This is a genomic window from Streptomyces yatensis, from assembly GCF_018069625.1.
Lineage (GTDB): Bacteria > Actinomycetota > Actinomycetes > Streptomycetales > Streptomycetaceae > Streptomyces > Streptomyces yatensis.
This window is the reverse complement of record NZ_CP072941.1, coordinates 1,181,117-1,199,337: the sequence shown is the minus strand read 5'-3', so window position 1 is coordinate 1,199,337 and position 18,221 is coordinate 1,181,117. Positions and strand designations below refer to the sequence as shown.

Sequence of the window (18,221 nt, the reverse complement as noted above, 5' to 3'; positions counted from 1 at the left end):
CCGGGCGCGGCCGTGGGGTCCGCGGAGCGTCACCAGCGGCCCGTGCGGACGATGTGGCGCCGCAGTTTTCCCGTCGGGGTGCGCGGCAGCGAGGCCACCAGGCGCACGGTGCGCGGCGCCTTGTAGGCCGCGAGCCGCCGCCGGGCCAGCGCGATCAGATCGGCCGTCAGCGTCTCCTCGTCGGCCGCCCGGCCACCCGGGTCGGCCGCCGGTACGACATAGGCGCGCAGCCGGGTCGCGCCCCGCTCGTCGGGGACGGCCGCCACCGCCGCTTCCCGCACCGCCGGGTGCTGCCGCAGCACCTCCTCGACCTCCAGCGGCGACACGGTGATCCCGCCGACCATCTCCAGGTCGTCGACCCGGCCCAGATGGCGATAGGTCCCGTCGCGCTCGCGCCGGGCCCGGTCCCGGGTGGCGAGCCAGCCGCCGTCCCCCGGGCGGCCGGTGGCCACCGTCGGGCCCCGCACCCACAGCTCGCCCTCGGCGGTGCCGTCGGTCCCGTCCGCCACGACGGCGCCCTCGTGGTCCCGTAACTCCAGCTCGAAGCGGGGCACCGGACGTCCGAGGGTGCCGGGCGTGTTGTCCCACACCGTGTTGGCGCAGAAGGCGTGGCCCGCCTCGGTGGAGCCGATCTGCTCCAGCACCGGCGCGCCGAGCAGCTCACCGACCCGCTCGCCGAGGGCGGGCGGCAGCCCCTCGCCCGCGCTGACCGCCGCGCGGACGGAGGCGAAGCAGGCCGTATGGCCGCTGCCGCGCTCGTCCACCAGCGCGGCGTACGAGGACGGCACCGAGTACAGCAGGGTCACCCGGTACCGGGCCACGAGGTCGTCGATGAGGGCCGGTCCGGGGCGGTCCGCGGTCAGCACCGCGGCCGAGCCGGAGAAGAGGGGGAAGGCGAAGGCGTTCCCGAAGCCGTAGGCGTAGAACAGCTTGGACACCGAGAACGACACGTCCGCCGGGCCGATGTCGAGCACCTCCTGCCCGACCAGATCGTGATACGCGGCCACATCGCCATGGCGGTGGGTCACCGCCTTGGGGCGGCCGGTGGTTCCGGAGGTGTACTGGAGGTACAGCGGGGTGGCCGCCGTCACCGGCTCCGCCGCCGGGGCCGGAGCCGCCGTGCCCAGGGTGGCGGGCGGGCCGGTCAGGGCCGACAGCTGGTCGGCGCCGAGCCAGCGGACGCCGTCGAAGTGGTCCTGGAGATCGGGGCCGGAGACGGCCAGCACGGCGCGTGCGTCCTCGGTCATGAAGCGGTGGTCGTCGGCGGTGAGCGCGGGATTGACCAGCACCGCCGTCGCGCCCAGCCGGGCGGCGGCCAGGAACGTGATCACCCACATGATGCCGTCGGGTAACGCGAGCAGCACCCGGTCACCGGCCGCCACGCCCCGGCCCGCCAGCACGGTGGCGGCGCGCTCGGCGCGGTCGTGGACCTCGCCGTGGGTCCAGGCCCGGTGGCCCTCGAAGAAGGCGGCCCGGCCGGACCAGCCGCGGCGGTCCGCGAGCGCCGCGAGATGCGCGGCCACATTGGCGGAGACCGTGGGGCCGGTGGGCAGGGGCGGGGAGGACACCCAAGCGGCGGACACCGAAGCGGGGGACACCGAGAGGGCGGTCACCGGCCGGGCTCCTTCGCCGCGGGGGCCGGTGGCGCCGTGGTGGCGGCCACCAGCAGGTCGTCGATCTCCCCGGCGGACTCCGCGTCGGGCACGGGCTCCACGGCCTCGTAGGCACGCATGGTGGCAGCGGTCTTCAGCAGCATTTCCTCGTACTCCTCGACCGGATCGGAATCGAGCACGATGGCACCGCCCGCGCCGATGTGCATCCGGCCGCCGGTGAACACGGCCGTGCGGATGACGATGTTGAGGTCGGCTGCGCCGTTGCAGCTGAGGTAGCCGAGCGCCCCGGAGTAGACACCGCGGGCCTCGGTCTCCAGCGAGTCGATGATCTCCAGCGTGCGCACCTTGGGGGCGCCGGTCATGGAGCCGCCGGGGAAGCAGGCCCGGACGCAGTCGACGGCGCTCGTCTCCTGGCGCAGCCGGCCGCGCACGGTGGAGACCAGCTGGTGGACGGTGGCATAGGTCTCGGTGTTCATCAGCCGCGGCACATACACGCTGCCCGGTGCGCACACCCGCCCCAGATCGTTGCGGAGCAGGTCCACGATCATCAGGTTCTCGGCGCGGGCCTTGGGGCTGGAGGCGAGGGCGGCGAGCGCCCGCGCGTCCTGCTCCGGGTTCTGGCCACGCGGCGCGGTGCCCTTGATCGGCTTGGCCTCGGCGGTGCCGTCGGGGGTGATGCGCAGAAACCGCTCGGGGGAGGCGCAGGCCACATCGGTGCCGCCGAACCGCAGATAGGCGGCGTACGGCGCCGGGTTGAACCGCCGCAGGGCCCGGTAGAAGGCGTAGCTGTCGCTCGGGGCGGGCAGCCAGGCGGCGTTGGTCAGGCAGATCTCATAGCTCACCCCGGCGCGCAGCTCCCGCAGACACGCCTCGATCGAGGCCAGGTACCGCTCCCGGTCCCGCACCAGCCAGGGCTCCGCTGCGGCCGTGGTGGTGAGGGCGGGCGGCCGCGGGGCGGGGCCGCTGAGCGTCGGCACCCCGCTGAGCACGGTCACGGTGGTGTCCAGCCAGTCCTTCGCCTCCCGGTGGCCGTCGGGGGTGTCCTCGGTGAGGCAGCAGATGTAGGTGACGCCCTCCTGGTGGTCGACCGCGACGAACCGGTCGGCGAAGAGCCAGCAGGCGTCCGGGGTGGCGGACCGGTGGCGGCCCGGGGAGCCGCAGTCGGCCTTGAGCTCGTAGCCGAAGTAGCCCACATAGCCGCCGGTGAAGTCGAAGGGGAGACCGGGGGCGGTCACCCGGCGGCGGGTCAGTTCCCGTTCGAGGTAGTCGAAGACGCTGCCCTCGACCCGGACGGTGGGCCGTCCCGTCCGCTCGACCTCGCAGACGCCCGTATCGGTGTCGTAGCGGACGAACTCGGCGAGCGGACCGGTGCCGTCCCCGAGGAAGGAGAAGCGCGCCTCGCCGGACTCGGCGCGCGAACTGTCGAGCCAGAACGCGTGCGGCGCCTTCGCGTACAGCCGGGTGAAGGCCGCCTCGGTGTCGGTGGCATCGGCCAGCCACCGGGCGTGCAGCCGGTAGGCGGGGCCTTCCGGGGGCGACGGCGCCGGGGCGCTCGCCATGGTGTCGAGCCGCGCCAGTTCCGCCCGGGGGTCCGCCTCGGGTGCCCGCGGGGAGCCCTCCCCGGCGGAAGGCCCCGCGGCCGGTTCGGCGGAGGTGCGGGCGCGGCGCGGCTCCTCGGCGGAGGCGGGGGCCACGGTCGAGGTCACCGACTCGCCATTGGCATGCTCGACGGTCAGATCGCGGAAGTTGCTGAGCATACGGTGGCCGTATCCGGTCAGCACCGACTCCGGGTGGAACTGCACGCCCCACAGCGGACGGGCCCGGTGCCGCACCCCCATCAGCACACCGTCCTCGGACCAGGCGATGCCCTGCAGCCCCAGCGGCAGCGGCTCGGCCACACACAGCGAGTGATAGCGAACGGCCGTGAAGTCCTGTGGCAGACCGCGGAACAGCCCGCGCCCGCCGTGTTTGATCCGGGACAGATGTCCGTGTTTCGGTTCGGGCGCGGGCATCACCCGCGCCTGGGCGCCGAGCGCGATTCCCTGGTACCCCAGGCACACCCCAAGCACCGGAATGGTCGACCGCTCGATCAGCCGGGCGGTGGCGCCGAAGTCCCGCGGATCGGCCGGATGCCCGGGGCCTGGGGAGAGCACGATGTTGTCGAACGCGGCCAGATCGATGTCCGCGCATTCCGGCGCGTCATGGAGAAGCACCTCCGGTTCCTCGCCGTTGACCTCGGTCAGCAGATGAAAGAGGTTGTACGTGTACGAGTCGTGATGATCGACGAGGAGTGTCCTCAGCGATTCCATCCGGATTTGCCTCCTTGCGATGAGAAAACCGGCCGGGGAGCACCCGCCCCGGTCGTCGGGCCGTGCCGCGCCGCCCACCTACCGGCGAGCGCGCGGACCGTCGGCCACCATCCGCCTGTGACGTCCTCGTATCGACTGAAGCGGCGGGTAGAGCCACTTCTTCAGAATCCGCTGCAGCCGTGGCATGACCAGCCAGGTCACCATCGCGGTCACACCGAGACACAGAGCCAGGGTCCGCAGCAGGAAATTGGTGTCCTTGATGAACGGGATCACCAGCACATTGAAGATGAGAACCGGAGGGAAGACGGCGCTCAGATTCACCAGCCACAGCTTCCATTTGGGCGGTGGCGGCAGTGGCCGCACCGGCCCCTTGAACCAGTTCTCCAGTCCCGAGGTGCGCTGTGTTCCCTTTTCCTGGACGAAGGGCCCGGTCCGGGATGCCAAACGCGCACGGTCCAGCGAGGAATCCCATGCCCGTGCCGGGCCTTCCGCCTCGAACCGGTAGAGGACATGCCACTCCGAGGAGGCCGAACCGGATCCCATGACCCCGCCCCCGAGATATCCCGGAAGGCTTGCCGCGGCATTGAGCATCTCGATCGCCCAGGCATAGAACTCGCTTTCGCGGCCGGGGTCCACCCGGTATGCGGCAGTCACCGTGACCGGCTCACCGTCCACTCCAGCCGCAACTCCCTTCCGCACCATGACGTTTGCCTTCTCCACCGTGCCGACCTGTGGGAACTGTCAACTTCCCGTCAGGTCCACCCGGCGAGATGACACGAAGTGTTCCACACCGTGCGATCGGGAACAGTGGAATGCTCAACAACGTACATAAAAACTCGAAAAGCCCGCCGTGACCTGGGCGTTATCTGCGATCCGGAGTTCTCGCGGTACCGCGACAGGGCCGCCGAAAAAGAATCTGCGCGCGGATTGAACATGACGAAGCGCCGGGCCGTATGAAACGTAATGCGGCCCGGCGCTCCTCGTCGCTTTCGGTCAATCGCTCAGCCGAGCACCTTCTCCAGCGCGGCCAGCGCCCCCTCCAGCTCCTCACGGGTGATGGTCAGCGGCGGTGCCAGCCGGATCGTCGAGCCATGGGTGTCCTTGACCAGGATCCCCTCGGCCATCAGCCGCTCGCTCACCTCGCGCCCGGTGCCGAGGGCGGGGTCCACATCGACGCCCGCCCACAGCCCGCGGCAGCGGTAGCCCACGACGCCCTTGCCGGTCAGCGTGGCCAGCCCGGTCCGCAGCACCTCGCCCAACTCGGTGGCGCGGCGCTGGAATTCGCCGGTGCGCAGCAGGTCGACCACGGCCGAGCCGACCGCGGCGGCCAGCGGATTGCCGCCGAAGGTGGAGCCGTGCTCGCCGGGGCCCAGCACGCCGAGCACCGCACGGTCGGCCACGACCGCCGACACCGGCACGATGCCGCCGCCCAGCGCCTTGCCGAGCAGCAGCACATCCGGCATCACCGACTCGTGCTCGACGGCCAGGGTGGTGCCGGTGCGGCCCAGACCGGACTGGATCTCATCGGCGATGAACAGCGTCCCGGTGCGCCGGGTCAGCTCGCGCACCCCCCGCAGATAGCCGTCGTCGGGGATGACGACGCCCGCCTCGCCCTGGATGGGCTCGATGAGGACCGCCGCCGTGGTCTCGTCGACGGCCGCCTCCAGCGCCGCGAGGTCGTTGTACGGCACGACGCGGAAGCCCGGGGCGAACGGGCCGAAGCCGTCGCGGGCGACGGGGTCGCTGGAGAAGCCGACGATCGTCGTCGTACGGCCGTGGAAGTTGTCGGCCGCCACCACGATGGTGGCCTGGTCCGGCGCGACGCCCTTGACCTCGTACGCCCACTTGCGGGCGACCTTGATGCCGCTCTCCACCGCCTCCGCGCCGGTGTTCATCGGCAGCACCATGGAGAGCCCGGTGAGCTCCGCCACCCCCTCGGCGAACCCGGCCAGCCGGTCGTTGTGGAAGGCCCGCGAGGTCAGCGTGAGCTGGTCGAGCTGGCGGTGGGCCGCCTCGATGAGCGCCGGGTGGCGGTGGCCGAAGTTGAGCGCCGAGTAGCCGGCCAGCATGTCGAGATAGCGGCGCCCCTCGACGTCCCAAACCCAGGTGCCCTCGGCGCGGGCGACGACCACGGGCAGCGGATGGTAGTTGTGCGCGAGCGAGGACTCCTCGGCGCGGATCAGCTCCCGCGAGGTGCGGGCGGCGCGGGCACCGTCCGCCGCGGCGGCGGGGGAACCGGAGGCGGTGGGGGTGGTGGCGGTCATCAGCGGATCTCCTGTGTGCAGCACTTGATGCCCCCGCCGGCCTTGTGCAGTTCCGACAGGTCGACGGGGACGGGGACGTAACCGCGGTCGGTGAGCTGGTCGATGAGGCCGGTGGCCTGGGGCGCGACGAAGACATGGCGGCCGTCGGAGACGGAGTTGAGCCCGAAGGCCATGGCGTCGTCGCGGGTGGCGATCAGCGCGTCGGGGTAGAGCCGCTCCAGCACCTCACGGCTGCCGGGGGAGAAGGCCTCCGGGTAGTAGGCGATGTTCCGGTCGTCGAGGACGAACAGCGCGGTGTCCAGGTGGTAGAAGTACGGGTCCACCAGCAGCAGGCTGATGGTCGGCACTCCGAAGAACTCCTGCACCTCCTGGTGGGCCGCCCGGGTGGTGCGAAAGCCGGTGCCCGCCAGGACGAAGGGCCCGGCCGGCACCAAGTCGCCCTCGCCCTCGCACACCGACTCCGGCGGATGGACGTCGAAACCGTTGGCCTTGAACCACCGCTCGTAGGCGAGCTGCTCCGGCCGGCGCTGCGGGGCGTGGAATCGCGAGCCGAAGACCCGGCCCTCCAGGACGAGGGCCGAGTTCGCCGCGAACACCATGTCCGGCAGCCCCGCCACCGGCTCGATGAATTCGACTCGATGGCCGTGGTCGCGGTAGACGCCGATCAGCGTCTCCCATTGCGCCTGGGCGAGGTCGGTATCGACCTCGGTGTCCTCACGCATCCAGGGATTGATGGCATACCGCACATCGAAAAATCTGGGGGCACAGGTCAAGAAGCGCCGGGGGCGCGGCACACGCGTAAGGGACACGGAGGATTCCTCTCGCTTCCGCGGGCGACCGGGGGGATGAATCAACGGTAGAAAACGGAGGAGAGGGGAGACAAGAAAGGAAAACTGCGTGTGGGCGCACCGATGCTGCGTGCTGAGGCCGTCTGGCGGCGGTTCATTGCGTCGCGGTCGCGGGGGGCGCCGAACCGGCCTCCGGACTGCCTGTGAGCAGGTGGGACAGCACCATGTAGCTGATCGTCTGGCGGACGAACGGTTCGGCCCGGATGCGCTCCAGCACCTCCTCGAAGTGCTCCACGTCGGTGGCCATGACATGCAGCAGGGCGTCCGCGCCACCGGTCACCGTCATGGCCGCGATGATCTCCGGATAGTTGCGCACGACCTCCGCGAGGCGCCGGGGTGGTGCGGCGCTGTCGCAGTACACCTCGACATACGCCTCGGTCCGCCAGCCGAGGGCGGCCGGGCGCACGGTGGTGGTGAAGCCGGTGATCACATCGGTCTCCCGCATCCGGTCGACCCGGCGTTTGACCGCCGAGGCGGAGAGCCCGATCGCGGCGCCGATCTCGGTGAAGCTGGTTCTGGCGTTCTCCACCAGTGCCGCGACGATCTTGCGGTCCAGATCGTCGAACAAGGGGGACGGGTGCGTCATCTTTTGTCGTCCTTTACGGTTTTTGCCCCATGAGGTACCCATAAGGCAAAGGGCTCTTCCGCGCTTTCAAACCGCCCGGTACTCATTGAATGCCTGGGGCGCCTTTTCTGTACGCTCTTTCAGAAAGATTCCACAACAGGGGGGCGTGAACCGGGGCGCGAGCCCCTTCTTTCCAAGGGTCGCGCGGCACGGGCTCCGGGGGTACAACGGCGGTGCACCGGAACGGACGAATCCACCTCGGTGATGCGGATACCACCTACCGGCCCATGTCCCCGCGGGCGTAGCGTCATCTATTCCACCCGTCCTTTCCGAAAGATGAGCGACTCCCGAACGGAGACGACTCACCAGCCAACGGGGAAAGGCTTCGAGTACGCCCAACGCCGCGCCGTACGCGCCGAATTCGCCGGTGAACCGATTCCGCTCACCGACGGTGCCACCGCGCTTTCGGCGACGCACCGTACCGGCGGGTCCGTACTCCGGTGTGAGCGAAAGGGACCACCGTCATGACTCTTTCCAGATGCGGCGGGGCGTCGTGAGCCCGCGCGGCCACCCCTCCCGCCCGGCTCCGGGCGGCTCCGGGAGCGCCCGGGACACCGTCGTCACCGGCCTGGGCTTCTGCCTTCCTGGCGGCGCCGAACCCGTCTTCACCGCGGCCCAGGTGTGGGACATCGCCTCCCAGGGCCGCACCGTCCTCGGCCGGGACGGCGTCCACTTCGGCTCGGTCCACCTCAGCGCCGAGCGGTTCGAGGAACGACTTCCCGACATCCCCGAATTCTTCTCCCGCCACTACACCAACGCCCATCGGTACGGCCTGGTCTCCCTGGTCGAGGCGTGCGCCGACGCGGAACTGGAGGTGACCGCCGGTGATCTGAGCCAGGCGGCCGTACTCGTCGGCCGAGGCGGCGTGGACGCCAATGTCGACAGCTATGTCACCCTGCTCGGCGCCGACCCCGACTCCGCCACCCCACTCGACGCCGTGGAGTTGCTCGTCGCGACCGAACAGGCCGTGTCGCCCTCCGATGTCGTCCTCGTCCAGGGCGCCCTGGCCCGGACCGTCGGTCCCTGCTTCACCGTATCCTGCGGCTGCGCCTCCGCCGCCGTGCAGATCGGCAACGCCCGCCGGCTCATCGCGGCCGGCGAGATCGATCTCGCGGTGGTGACCGGCGTCGACGTCTTCAACGTCGGCCTGATCCAGAAGGGCCAGCGGCTGCTGCGTGGCGCCCAGCACGCCCACGACGCGACGAATGCGGTCGGAATGCCCGATCTGCTGCCCTCCTTCGACTCCCTGATGCGTCCCTATGACCGGCGAGCGGACTGCATCAACCACGGCGAGGGATCCGCCACCGTGGTCCTGGAGAGCCGGGAACACGCCGAACGGCGGGGCGCCCACGTCTACGGCCAGGTGCTCGCCACCGCCCTGACCCGCGACGGCCTGGCCAACCCGCTCGCCGCCGACGACTCCGGCGCCCAGCTGATCAGGGCCGTCCGCCTGTGCATGGGCGACCGCTGGCGGATCGAGCAGCTGCCGTACATCAACGGCGCGAGTGACGGCGATCCGGTCGTCACCGCCCTGGAGGCCAACACCGTTCGCGAGCTCTACGGCCCCGACTCCACGGTGCTGATGTCCTCCCAGGAAGGATGTTTCGGCCACCTCGGATCGGCCTCGGGCTGCCTCGACCTCGCCCTGACCCTGATGATGATGGAGTACGGCGAGGTGTGTCCCACCGCCAATTGCGAACAGCCCGACGACGGGCTCCCCTTCGACCCCGTCCCCGGCACCCGCACCCGCCCCCTCGACTTCGACCACGCGCTGAGCTTCAACTACCAGATCGGTGGCGTGAAGCACGCGATGCTGCTGGGCGGTCCGGACGCCACCTGAGTCCGTACCCCCACGGCGATCTCCACCCCACGGCCCCCCACGGCCCCCACCCCGGGCCGGGCACCACCCACGGAGACCCCGATGCGTCAGCACACTCCCGCCCCCGGCCGTTCCCCCGGCCGCATCGCCATCGTCGGCATGGGCTGCCGGCTCCCCGGTGACACCGACTCACCCGCCGCCCTGTGGCGGCTGCTGGCCGACGGACGCGACGCCGTCGGCGAACCGCCCGCCGAGCGCGCCGCGCTCTGGGCGGCCGACCCCGCCACGACCGTCCGGCCCGAGTCCGCACCGCCGGGCCGTGGCGGATATCTGCGTGATGTGTCCGGTTTCGACGCCGACTTCTTCGGCGTCTCCGGACGCGAGGCCGATGTCCTCGACCCCCAGCACCGGCTGCTGCTCGAAGTGTCCTGGGAGGCTCTGGAACACGCCGGAATGCCACCCGACCGGCTCGGCTCCACCGCCACCGGCGTCTTCGCCGGGATCAGCTACAACGACTACATGAACGGGCTCGACCGGCGCCCCCGGGAACGGGAGGTCGAGGGCTCCGTCCTGACCAACGGGCACTGCGTCGCCACCGGCCGGATCTCCTACCTCCTGGGCCTCCACGGCCCGTCGGTGGCCCTGGACACCGCGTGCTCCTCCTCCCTGGTCGCCGTCCACCTGGCCGCCCAGGCGCTGCGCGCCGGGGAATGCGAACTGGCCCTGGCCGGCGGGGTCACCCTGATGTTCGAGCCGCGGACCACCCGTTCGTTCGACCAGATGGGCATGCTCTCGCACACCGGCCACTGCCACGTCTTCGACGCCGCCGCCGACGGTTTCGTCCGCGGCGAGGGGTGCGGCATCGTCGTCCTCAAGCGCCTCACCGACGCCCTGCGCGACGGGGACCGGATCCTGGCCGTGCTGCGCGGCTCGGCCGTCAACCAGGACGGCCGCTCCGACGGCCTCGCCGCGCCCTCGGCCACCGCCCAGCGCGCCCTGTACGAGGAGGCGCTCGGCCGCGCCGGGGTGGACCCCGCCGAAGTCGGCATGGTGGAGGCCCACGGCACCGGCACCCCCGTCGGCGACCCGGTCGAATTCACCAGCCTCGCCCAGGTCTACGGCACCGGCCGCGACCGCTGCGCCCTGGCCTCCGTCAAGGCCAACCTGGGCCATCTGGAGCCCGCCGCCGGGGTCACCGGACTGATCAAGGCCGTGCTGTGCCTGGGCCGTGGACTCATCCCGCCCAATCTGCACTTCACCCGGTGGAACCCCGCCATCGCCGCCGAGGGAACCCGCTTCTTCATCCCCCGCGAGCTCACCCCCTGGCCGGTGCGGACCGGCCCCCGGCTGGCCGCCGTGTCCTCCTTCGGCTTCTCCGGGACCAACGCCCATGTGGTGCTGGAACAACCCCCCACCGCGCCCGCCTCCCGCACCGCACCGCGCCCCCGCACCGCCACCCGCGCCGTTCCGCAGGTGTTCCTCGTCCCCGCCGGCTCACCGGCCGCGCTGCCGTCCGCCGCACGGCGGACGGCGGACTGGCTGGAGGGCGACGGCGCGGACACCCCGCTGCGCGACATCGCCCACACCCTGGCGCTGCGCCGCGCCGCCGGCCGCGGGCGGCTCGGCGTCACCACCGCCTCCCGCGCCGAACTCGTGGCCGCCCTGCGGGCGTTCGCCGACGGTCAGGCCCACCCCGCCGTGGTGAGCGGGGCCGTGGGCGCCTCGGTCTCCCGCCGGCCGATCTGGGTGTTCTCCGGACAGGGCTCCCAGTGGCCCGGTATGGGACGGCGGCTGCTGGAGAGCGAACCGGCCTTCGCCGAGGCGCTCGCCGAGGCCGACGCGCTCATCGCCGCCGAGTCCGGATTCTCGGTGCTCGACATCGTCCGCTCCGGCGCCCCGGTGACCGGCTGCGACCGGGTGCAGCCCGTGCTGTTCGCCCTGCAGACCGCGCTCGCCGCCACCTGGCGCGCCCACGGCGTGGAGCCCGCCGGGGTCATCGGCCACTCCATGGGGGAGGTCGCCGCCGCCGTGGTGGCCGGGGCGCTCTCCCTGGCCGACGGGGCCAAGGTGATCTGCCGCCGCTCCAGGCTGCTCACCCGGGTCGCCGGGAACGGCGCCATGGCCACGGTGGGCCTGGGCGCCGACGAGGTGCAGGCCGAACTCGACACCGGCGCCGCCGCGGCAGCGGTCACCGTCGCCGTCATGGCCGCACCCGGCTCCACCGTGGTGGCCGGGGACACCGCCCAGGTCGAACGGCTCGTGGCCGGCTGGCAGGCCCGCTCCGTGCCCGCCGCGCCGATCGCCGTGGACGTCGCCTCGCACTCACCCCAGGTGGACCCGCTCCTGGCCGATCTGCGCACCGCCCTCGCCGACCTCACCCCCCGCCGCCCCGACGTGCCCTTCTACACCACCGTCCTCGACGATCCGCACACCCCGCCCGCCTTCGACGCCGACTACTGGTGCGCCAATCTGCGCCACCCGGTCCGGTTCGCCGCGGCCGTCGCCGCCGCCGCGGCCGACCGCCACCTGGTGTACGTCGAGATATCCCCCCATCCGGTCATCACCCACCCCGTCCTGCGCGGTCTCGCCGGTCTGGTGGAGGACCCCGTCGTCCTGCCCACGCTCCGCCGCGAGGAGGACGAGCCGGCCACCTTCCGGACCCAGCTGGCCGCGCTGCACTGCGCGGGCGTCCCCGTCGACTGGTCGGTGCTGTACGCGGACGCCGCCCTCGCCGACGTACCGCCCATCACCTTCGACCGCACCCGCCACTGGGCCGACGCCCCACTCCCCGCGCCCTCCGACGACCCGCCCGGCGCGGGCCCGGCCGGTGCGCTGCCCGGCGCGCACCTGGAGGTGCCCGGCGAACCCGTCCGCCACTCCTGGCGCGCCCGCACCGGCACCGCGGCCCTGCCCTGGCTCGACGACCACCGGGTGCACGACGCCCCCGTCCTGCCCGGCGCGGCCTCCTACGCCCTCGCGCTCACCGCCGCCTGCGAGGTGTTCGGCGCCACACCCGAGGAGGTCGAGGTCACCGATCTGCACTTCCGTGAACTGCTGCGGCTCGCCGAGCACACCGACCTCTCCACCACGGTGACCCTCGCCGCCGCCGACCGGGCCGAATGCGAGATCTTCGGACGCGCCGAGGACGGCGCCTGGGTGCGGCAGGCCACTGCCGTGCTCCGCAGACTCGCCGTACCACCGCGCTCCCGCCCCGCCTCCGTCCGGACCCTCGCCCTGCGCCACCCCGTGCCCATGGCGGCCGAAGCGCTGTACGCCGATCTGCGGGCCCGGGGCGTGACACACGGACCGGCGTTCCAGGGCATCACCGAGCTGTCCACCGCCCGCCACGGCAACAGCTTCTGGGCCCGGGTACGGATTCCCGAGGCCGCCCGCGAGCCCGGACACGGGCTGCGCGTCCATCCCGTCCTGGTCGACCTGTGCGCCCAACTCCTCGGCGCCGGGTTGCTCGACGAGGGCGACCGGCGGCTGATGCTGCCCGTGCGGATGCAGAGCGCACGCGTCCTCGGCGACCCCGGTACCGCCGTGTACTGCCACGCCCGCCTCGTCGAGACCACCCCGGGGGCCACCGTCGGGCACGTCCGCCTGCTCGACGCGGACGGCCGCCCGGTCCTCGCCGTCGACGGACTGCGGATCGTCCACAGCGCCGCGGACCGCACGGCCGAGGCCGACCAGTGGTTCCTCGAGGTCGGCTGGCGGCGCGCCACCCGGCCCGCGACCACCCGGCCCCCGGGGCGCTGGCTGATCGTCGGAGAGGCGGACGGCACCGCCCGCCCGGTGGCAGCCGCCCTGCGCAACGCCGGCGCCACCGCCCGGGTGTGGGAGACGCCCCTGGCCGACCAGGGGCTCGACGCCTTCCGCGACGCCCTCACCAGCCGGCTCACCCGCCCCGGAGAACGGCCGCGCGCCGTGGTGCTCCTGTGCGGCCCGCGCCCCGCCGACGGCGGAGCGGAGGACGGGCTGCGCCGCACCCGCCGGCTGCTCGCCGCCGCCCAGGCGCTCACCGCCCGCTTCCCCGAACCGCCCCGCCTCTACGCCGCCACCCGCGGCGCCCGCACCGTCACCCCCGGGGACCTGGCCGACCCCGGACAGAGCCCGCTCCGCGGACTCGTGCGGGTGCTCGCCCTGGAACACCCCGAGCTGCGGGCCACCTTGGTGGACACCGACCCGGCCGCCCCCGACGAGCTCGCGGAAACCCTCGCCGCCGAACTCCTCGCCGACGGCCCCGAGGAGGAGATCGCGCTGCGCGACAGCGCCCGCTACACCGCCGAGCTGGACTACGCGCCCCTCACCGACACCGAGCGCACCACCGCCTGTGCCCGCACCGTGCGCTGCGGCACCGACGGCTTCCGGCTGCGCGCCGGCCGCCTCGGCGACCTCGGCAGCCTGGAGCTCACCACCACCCCCCGCCGCCGGCCCGGGCCCGGAGAGGTGGAGCTGCGGGTGCTCGCCGCGGGCCTGAACTTCCGCGACGTCCTCACCGCCATGGGCCTGCTCCCCGGCGACGAGAACATCCGCTACCGGCTCGGCTTCGAATGCGCGGGCGAGGTGAGCGCGGTGGGGCCCGGTGTCGACCATCTCCGCGCCGGTGACCGGGTGGTGGCGGCCGATGTGCACGGCGGCGCCTTCGGATCGTTCACCGTCGTCCCCGCCGACCGCACCGCACCCCTCCCCGAGGGCCTCGCCCCGGACACCGCCGCCGGGCTGCCGATCGCGTTCCTCACCGCCTGGTACGCGCTGCGCCACATCGGCCAGGTGACCGCGGGGGAGCGGGTGCTGATCCACTCGGCCACCGGCGGCACCGGGCTCGCCGCCATCGCGGTCGCCCGGCTGCTGGGCGCCGAGGTGCTGGCCACGGCGGGCAGCGAGGAGAAGCGGCGCTTCCTGCGGGCCATGGGCATCGCCCAGGTGATGGACTCCCGGTCGCTGGACTTCCGCGACGAGGTCAAGGAGGCCACCGGGGGCGAGGGCGTGGACGTCGTGCTCAACTCCCTCGCCGGCTCGGCCATCCGGGCCGGGCTGGAGTGCCTGCGCCCCTTCGGCCGGTTCGTCGAACTCGGCGTCCGCGACATCCTCTCCGACGCCCCGCTCGGACTCTCCCCGCTGCGCCACAACATCACCTTCTCCACCGTGGACCTGAGGGAGCTGCAGCTGGCCCGCCCGCAGGTGTACGCGGCGATGCTGCGCGAGGTGCTCGCCGCGATCGCCGAGGGCCATCTCAAGCCGCTGCGCTGCACCACCTACCCGCTGGCGGAGGTCACCGACGCGTTCCGGCGGATGGCCGGTGCCCGCCACATCGGCAAACTGGTGCTGACCATCCCGCAGGAGGGCGAGCTCGACGCCGTTCTGCCCGACGGACCGCTGACGGTACGCGAGGGCGGTACGTACATCGTCACCGGCGGCCTGCGCGGTCTCGGGCTCGCCACCGCGTGCTGGCTGGCCCGGCGGGGCGCGGGCCACCTGGTGCTGAACGGGCGTACCGCACCGATCGGCGCCGCCGCGCGGACCCTCGCCGAACTCTCCGCGACCGGGACCAGGATCACCGTCGTCACCGGCGACATCAGCCTCCCGGGCACGGCCGACCGGCTCGTGTCCGCCGCCACCGCGCCCGAAGGGGCGTCGCTGAACGGTGTCGTCCACAGCGCGATGGTCCTCGACGACGCGGCCGTGGCCAACATACGCGAGGACCAGCTGGGCCGCGTCTGGGCGCCGAAGGTCACCGGGGCGTGGCGCCTGCACCAGGCCACCGAGGGACACCGGCTCGACTGGTTCGCGGTGTACTCCTCGATGGCCTCGCTGCTCGGCAACGCCGGACAGGGCGCCTACGCGGCCGCCAACGCCTGGCTGGACGGCTTCGCCGGATGGCGCTCGGCCCGCGGCCTGCCCACCCTCGCGGTCAACTGGGGCCCGTGGGGCGAGACCGGAGTGGCCACCGGCTTCGCCGACCGCGGCTATCAGACGATCCCCACCGAGCAGGGGCTCGGCGCGCTCGGCGCCCTGCTGGCCCACCGGCGGGTGCAGACCGGTGTGATCCCCGGCGAACCGGCCACCTGGATCCCCGCCGCCGCCCGCCGGTCCGCCCTGTTCGCCCCGCTCCTCCCCGGCGACGACACTCCGGTGGCCGCCCGGGAGGGCACCGACGACATCCGCGCCCGGCTGGCCGCACTCCCCGCGGGGCCGGCCCGCCGGGCCGCGCTGGAGTCCTATCTGACCGACCACATCCGTGCCGTGCTGCGGCTCAGCAGCGCCACCCTCGATCCGCAGACCCCCCTGAGGTCACTGGGGTTCGACTCGCTGCTCGCCATGGAGCTGCGGGTGCGCCTGGAGACGGGGCTGAACATCAAGCTCGCGGGCAACTTCGTCTGGCGCCATCCGACCCTGGAGGCCCTGGCCGCCGGGCTCGCCGAGCAACTGGGGCTGGATCCGGCCGACCGGCCGCAGGAGCGGCTGGGCGCCCCGGGCTGACGGGGCCGCGGGACCTACGGCACCACCGGCGCGGGTGACGAACCGGCGTCCGGGCGATCCGCGCCAGGACGATCCGGGGAAGGACGCTCCGGGGCGGGCCCAGGCGCTCACGCCCAGCTTGCCGGTGGTGCCCAGGTCGACGAGGTCGGGCACGGTCTGCACATCCGCTCCGTCGCCGTTCGGCGCGATCCGCAGATAGCGCCCCTCGGCGGCGGGGCGGGTGGTGTCCGTCACCAGATTCCGCCACAGCAGACGCATCACCGCCCGCTCACCGGGCTTCAGCCGCACCGGCCCGGTGGCCGTCTCGAAGCCGTCGACGGTGGCGATGCCCGACGCCCCATGGCCGACCGTGACCTCCAGCGGCTCCAGGTCCGCGTCGAGGACCTGGACGGACGGATGGCCGTTGACCGTATAGACGCGTCCGCCGCAGTTCACCAGCTCGATCTGCTGCTCCCGCAGCCCCATCGCGGCGTTGGCCTCCGCGGCCCGCAGCAGCACCCCCGACTCGGGGCAGACCGCGGGGGCGGCGCTGTCCGGGGAGACGGTGGGGCCCGACGGGCGGGAGGTGGCCTCGTCGGGCACCGCGGCGACTCCCGAGGAGGTCTGCGTACCGCAGGCACTGAGCAGGCCGGCCGCCGCGAGGCAGCCGAGCAGCCGTCTTCGGCGGTGCCGGGTGGCGCTCCGGAAGAGGGGCGCCCGGGGTGTTTCGATCGCATCCGTGTCCATGCGGCTCATCCTGCCCCAACCCCGGGCGGGATGAGCCGCGTTGGACCCGGCGCCCCCGGCTACAGCGTCACGACATCCGCCGTGGCCACCGGCTTTCCGCTGACGAACGACTGGTTGGCCGCGAGCCCGGTGACCAGCGCCAGCGCCCCGTCCTCCTCGGTGGCCCGCCGGCGTGAGGCGTCCGAGGCGTCCCCGGCCGCCGTCCCGGTGGCCGCCGCCGGATCCACCGGGCCGTACAGCACCTCCAGCATCCGCTCGTCGCCGCCGCCGTGTCCCGCGTGGTCGAACTCCGGCAGCCCCACCTCCCGCGGCGGCTCCCACAGCGGCCGCAGCACCAGCCGCGGACCGCCCGCGTTGGCCAGGGCCTGGTCGCCGTGGATGGTGCCGTGGCCCGAGGAGGTGCCCAGCAGCGACGGCTGCCACGCGCTCTCCTCGACCTCCAGCTCCAGCCGGCCCCGGGTGCCGTTGAACATCACCCGGTAGCCCTCCCAGGGGGAGTAGGCGGTCAGGTGGTACGTCATGGTGGCGCCGGTGTCATAGCGGACCAGCAGCGCCATGTCGTCCTCGATGGTGACGCCGTCGCCGAACACGTTGCGGTCGCGGTGGTAGCCGTCCACGCCCTCGGCGTCCAGATACAGCGAGCGCAGCGCGTCGTTCTCGGCGAGCTCCAGCGCGAACGGGTCGTCCTGCGCGGCGGCGGCGCCGTGCGCCCGCTCGTACTCGCGCCGGTAGCCGCTGCGCTCGCCCGCCGCACGGCCGTAGAAGCCGAGCCGGCCGTAGCCGAACACCTCCGCCGGCCGGGCCCCCAGCCACCAGTTGACCAGGTCGAAGTGGTGGCTGGACTTGTGCACCATCAGCCCGCCGCTGTGCTCCTTCTCGCGGTGCCAGCGGCGGAAGTAGTCGGCCCCGTGCCGGGTGTCCAGCAGCCATTCGAAGTGCACCGACAGCACCTCGCCGATGGCGCCGCCGGACAGCTGCCGGTGGACCTCCTCGTGCACCGGGTTGAAGCGGTAGTTGAAGGCGACCGCCAGATGGTTGCCGGTCTCCTCGACCGTCTCCAGGATGCGGCGGCACTTGGCCGCATCGGTGGTCATCGGCTTCTCGGTGACCACCCGGCAGCCGGCTCGCAGCGCGGGCACGATGTACGCGTCGTGCAGTGCGTCCACGCAGGTCACCACCACCTCCTGGATATCGTCCGCGCGCAGCCGCCGCTCGAACTCCTCGGGACTCCAGGCGGCGGCTTCCGGCTCGCCCGCCTCCTTCAGCAGCCGCTGGTGGTGGGCGATGCGCACCGGGTTCGGATCGCACAGCGCGGCGACCCTCAGCTGCGGGCGGCGGGCCAGCGCCTCGGTGAACATCTGGGCCCGGGAGCCGGTGCCCACCACCACGGCCCGGGACGGGGTGCTGCCGATGGTCATGCGTCCTCCAGCGGGAAGCGACGATTCAGTCCGAAGTCGATCAACGCGTGCGCAGGATAGGACGATCGGCGGCCCGCCACCACGGGGTGGGGCACCCGGTGCCGGCGATCGGGCGC

Annotated in this window: 9 protein-coding genes and 1 pseudogene; 2 read left to right on the top strand and 8 right to left on the bottom strand. The window is 72.9% G+C overall.

Annotated features, from left to right (window positions below; genetic code table 11):
* Positions 1 to 29 precede the first annotated feature (29 nt).
* From J8403_RS04290 to J8403_RS04265, 6 genes are all read right to left on the bottom strand, one after another.
* Positions 30 to 1,568, bottom strand: coding sequence for an AMP-binding protein (locus J8403_RS04290; protein ID WP_211128070.1), 1,539 nt, complete (start codon positions 1,566 to 1,568; stop codon positions 30 to 32).
* A 41-nt stretch (positions 1,569 to 1,609) separates the two neighbouring features.
* Complete coding sequence (pabB, locus tag J8403_RS04285; RefSeq protein WP_211121940.1) at positions 1,610 to 3,922, bottom strand: aminodeoxychorismate synthase component I; 2,313 nt, start codon at positions 3,920 to 3,922, stop codon at positions 1,610 to 1,612.
* A 78-nt stretch (positions 3,923 to 4,000) separates the two neighbouring features.
* Positions 4,001 to 4,597 (bottom strand): putative antibiotic biosynthesis monooxygenase, encoded by a 597-nt coding sequence (locus J8403_RS04280; RefSeq protein ID WP_211121939.1) that lies wholly within the window; start codon positions 4,595 to 4,597, stop codon positions 4,001 to 4,003.
* Positions 4,598 to 4,923: 326 nt separating this feature from the next.
* The gene (rocD, locus tag J8403_RS04275; RefSeq protein WP_246585684.1) at positions 4,924 to 6,186 is read right to left on the bottom strand and encodes an ornithine--oxo-acid transaminase; all 1,263 of its coding nucleotides are present in this window, start codon (positions 6,184 to 6,186) and stop codon (positions 4,924 to 4,926) included.
* Positions 6,186 to 6,995, bottom strand: a complete 810-nt coding sequence (gene ddaH, locus J8403_RS04270; protein ID WP_211121938.1) for a dimethylargininase — start codon at positions 6,993 to 6,995, stop codon at positions 6,186 to 6,188. Before ddaH ends, rocD begins: the two co-directional genes overlap by 1 nt.
* A 133-nt stretch (positions 6,996 to 7,128) precedes the next feature.
* Positions 7,129 to 7,620, bottom strand: a complete 492-nt coding sequence (locus J8403_RS04265) for an Lrp/AsnC family transcriptional regulator (protein ID WP_059144637.1) — start codon at positions 7,618 to 7,620, stop codon at positions 7,129 to 7,131.
* A 517-nt stretch (positions 7,621 to 8,137) separates the two neighbouring features.
* On the opposite strand from J8403_RS04265, the gene J8403_RS04260 reads away from it, so the two are divergent.
* Positions 8,138 to 9,499: a beta-ketoacyl-[acyl-carrier-protein] synthase family protein gene (locus J8403_RS04260; protein ID WP_211121937.1), complete on the top strand. Its 1,362-nt coding sequence runs from the start codon at positions 8,138 to 8,140 to the stop codon at positions 9,497 to 9,499.
* 81 nt (positions 9,500 to 9,580) lie between these two features.
* Positions 9,581 to 15,961: a type I polyketide synthase gene (locus J8403_RS04255; RefSeq protein ID WP_211121936.1), complete on the top strand. Its 6,381-nt coding sequence runs from the start codon at positions 9,581 to 9,583 to the stop codon at positions 15,959 to 15,961.
* Positions 15,962 to 16,072: 111 nt separating this feature from the next.
* On the opposite strand, the pseudogene J8403_RS44275 reads toward J8403_RS04255, so the two are convergent.
* Positions 16,073 to 16,687: pseudogene (locus J8403_RS44275) on the bottom strand (DUF4232 domain-containing protein); the annotation flags it as partial.
* Positions 16,688 to 16,746: 59 nt separating this feature from the next.
* Entirely contained in the window at positions 16,747 to 18,105 is a 1,359-nt protein-coding gene (locus tag J8403_RS04250; protein WP_211121935.1) for a Gfo/Idh/MocA family protein, read from the bottom strand.
* Positions 18,106 to 18,221: the final 116 nt, after the last annotated feature.

What these genes read in the sequence shown, in the direction of transcription:
- J8403_RS04250 (WP_211121935.1), bottom strand. Translation starts at nt 18,105, where the DNA reads ATGACCATCGGCAGCACCCCGTCCCGGGCCGTGGTGGTGGGCACCGGC.
- J8403_RS04260 (WP_211121937.1), top strand. Translation starts at nt 8,138, where the DNA reads ATGCGGCGGGGCGTCGTGAGCCCGCGCGGCCACCCCTCCCGCCCGGCT.
- rocD (WP_246585684.1), bottom strand. Translation starts at nt 6,186, where the DNA reads ATGACCGCCACCACCCCCACCGCCTCCGGTTCCCCCGCCGCCGCGGCG.
- J8403_RS04265 (WP_059144637.1), bottom strand. Translation starts at nt 7,620, where the DNA reads ATGACGCACCCGTCCCCCTTGTTCGACGATCTGGACCGCAAGATCGTC.
- J8403_RS04255 (WP_211121936.1), top strand. Translation starts at nt 9,581, where the DNA reads ATGCGTCAGCACACTCCCGCCCCCGGCCGTTCCCCCGGCCGCATCGCC.
- pabB (WP_211121940.1), bottom strand. Translation starts at nt 3,922, where the DNA reads ATGGAATCGCTGAGGACACTCCTCGTCGATCATCACGACTCGTACACG.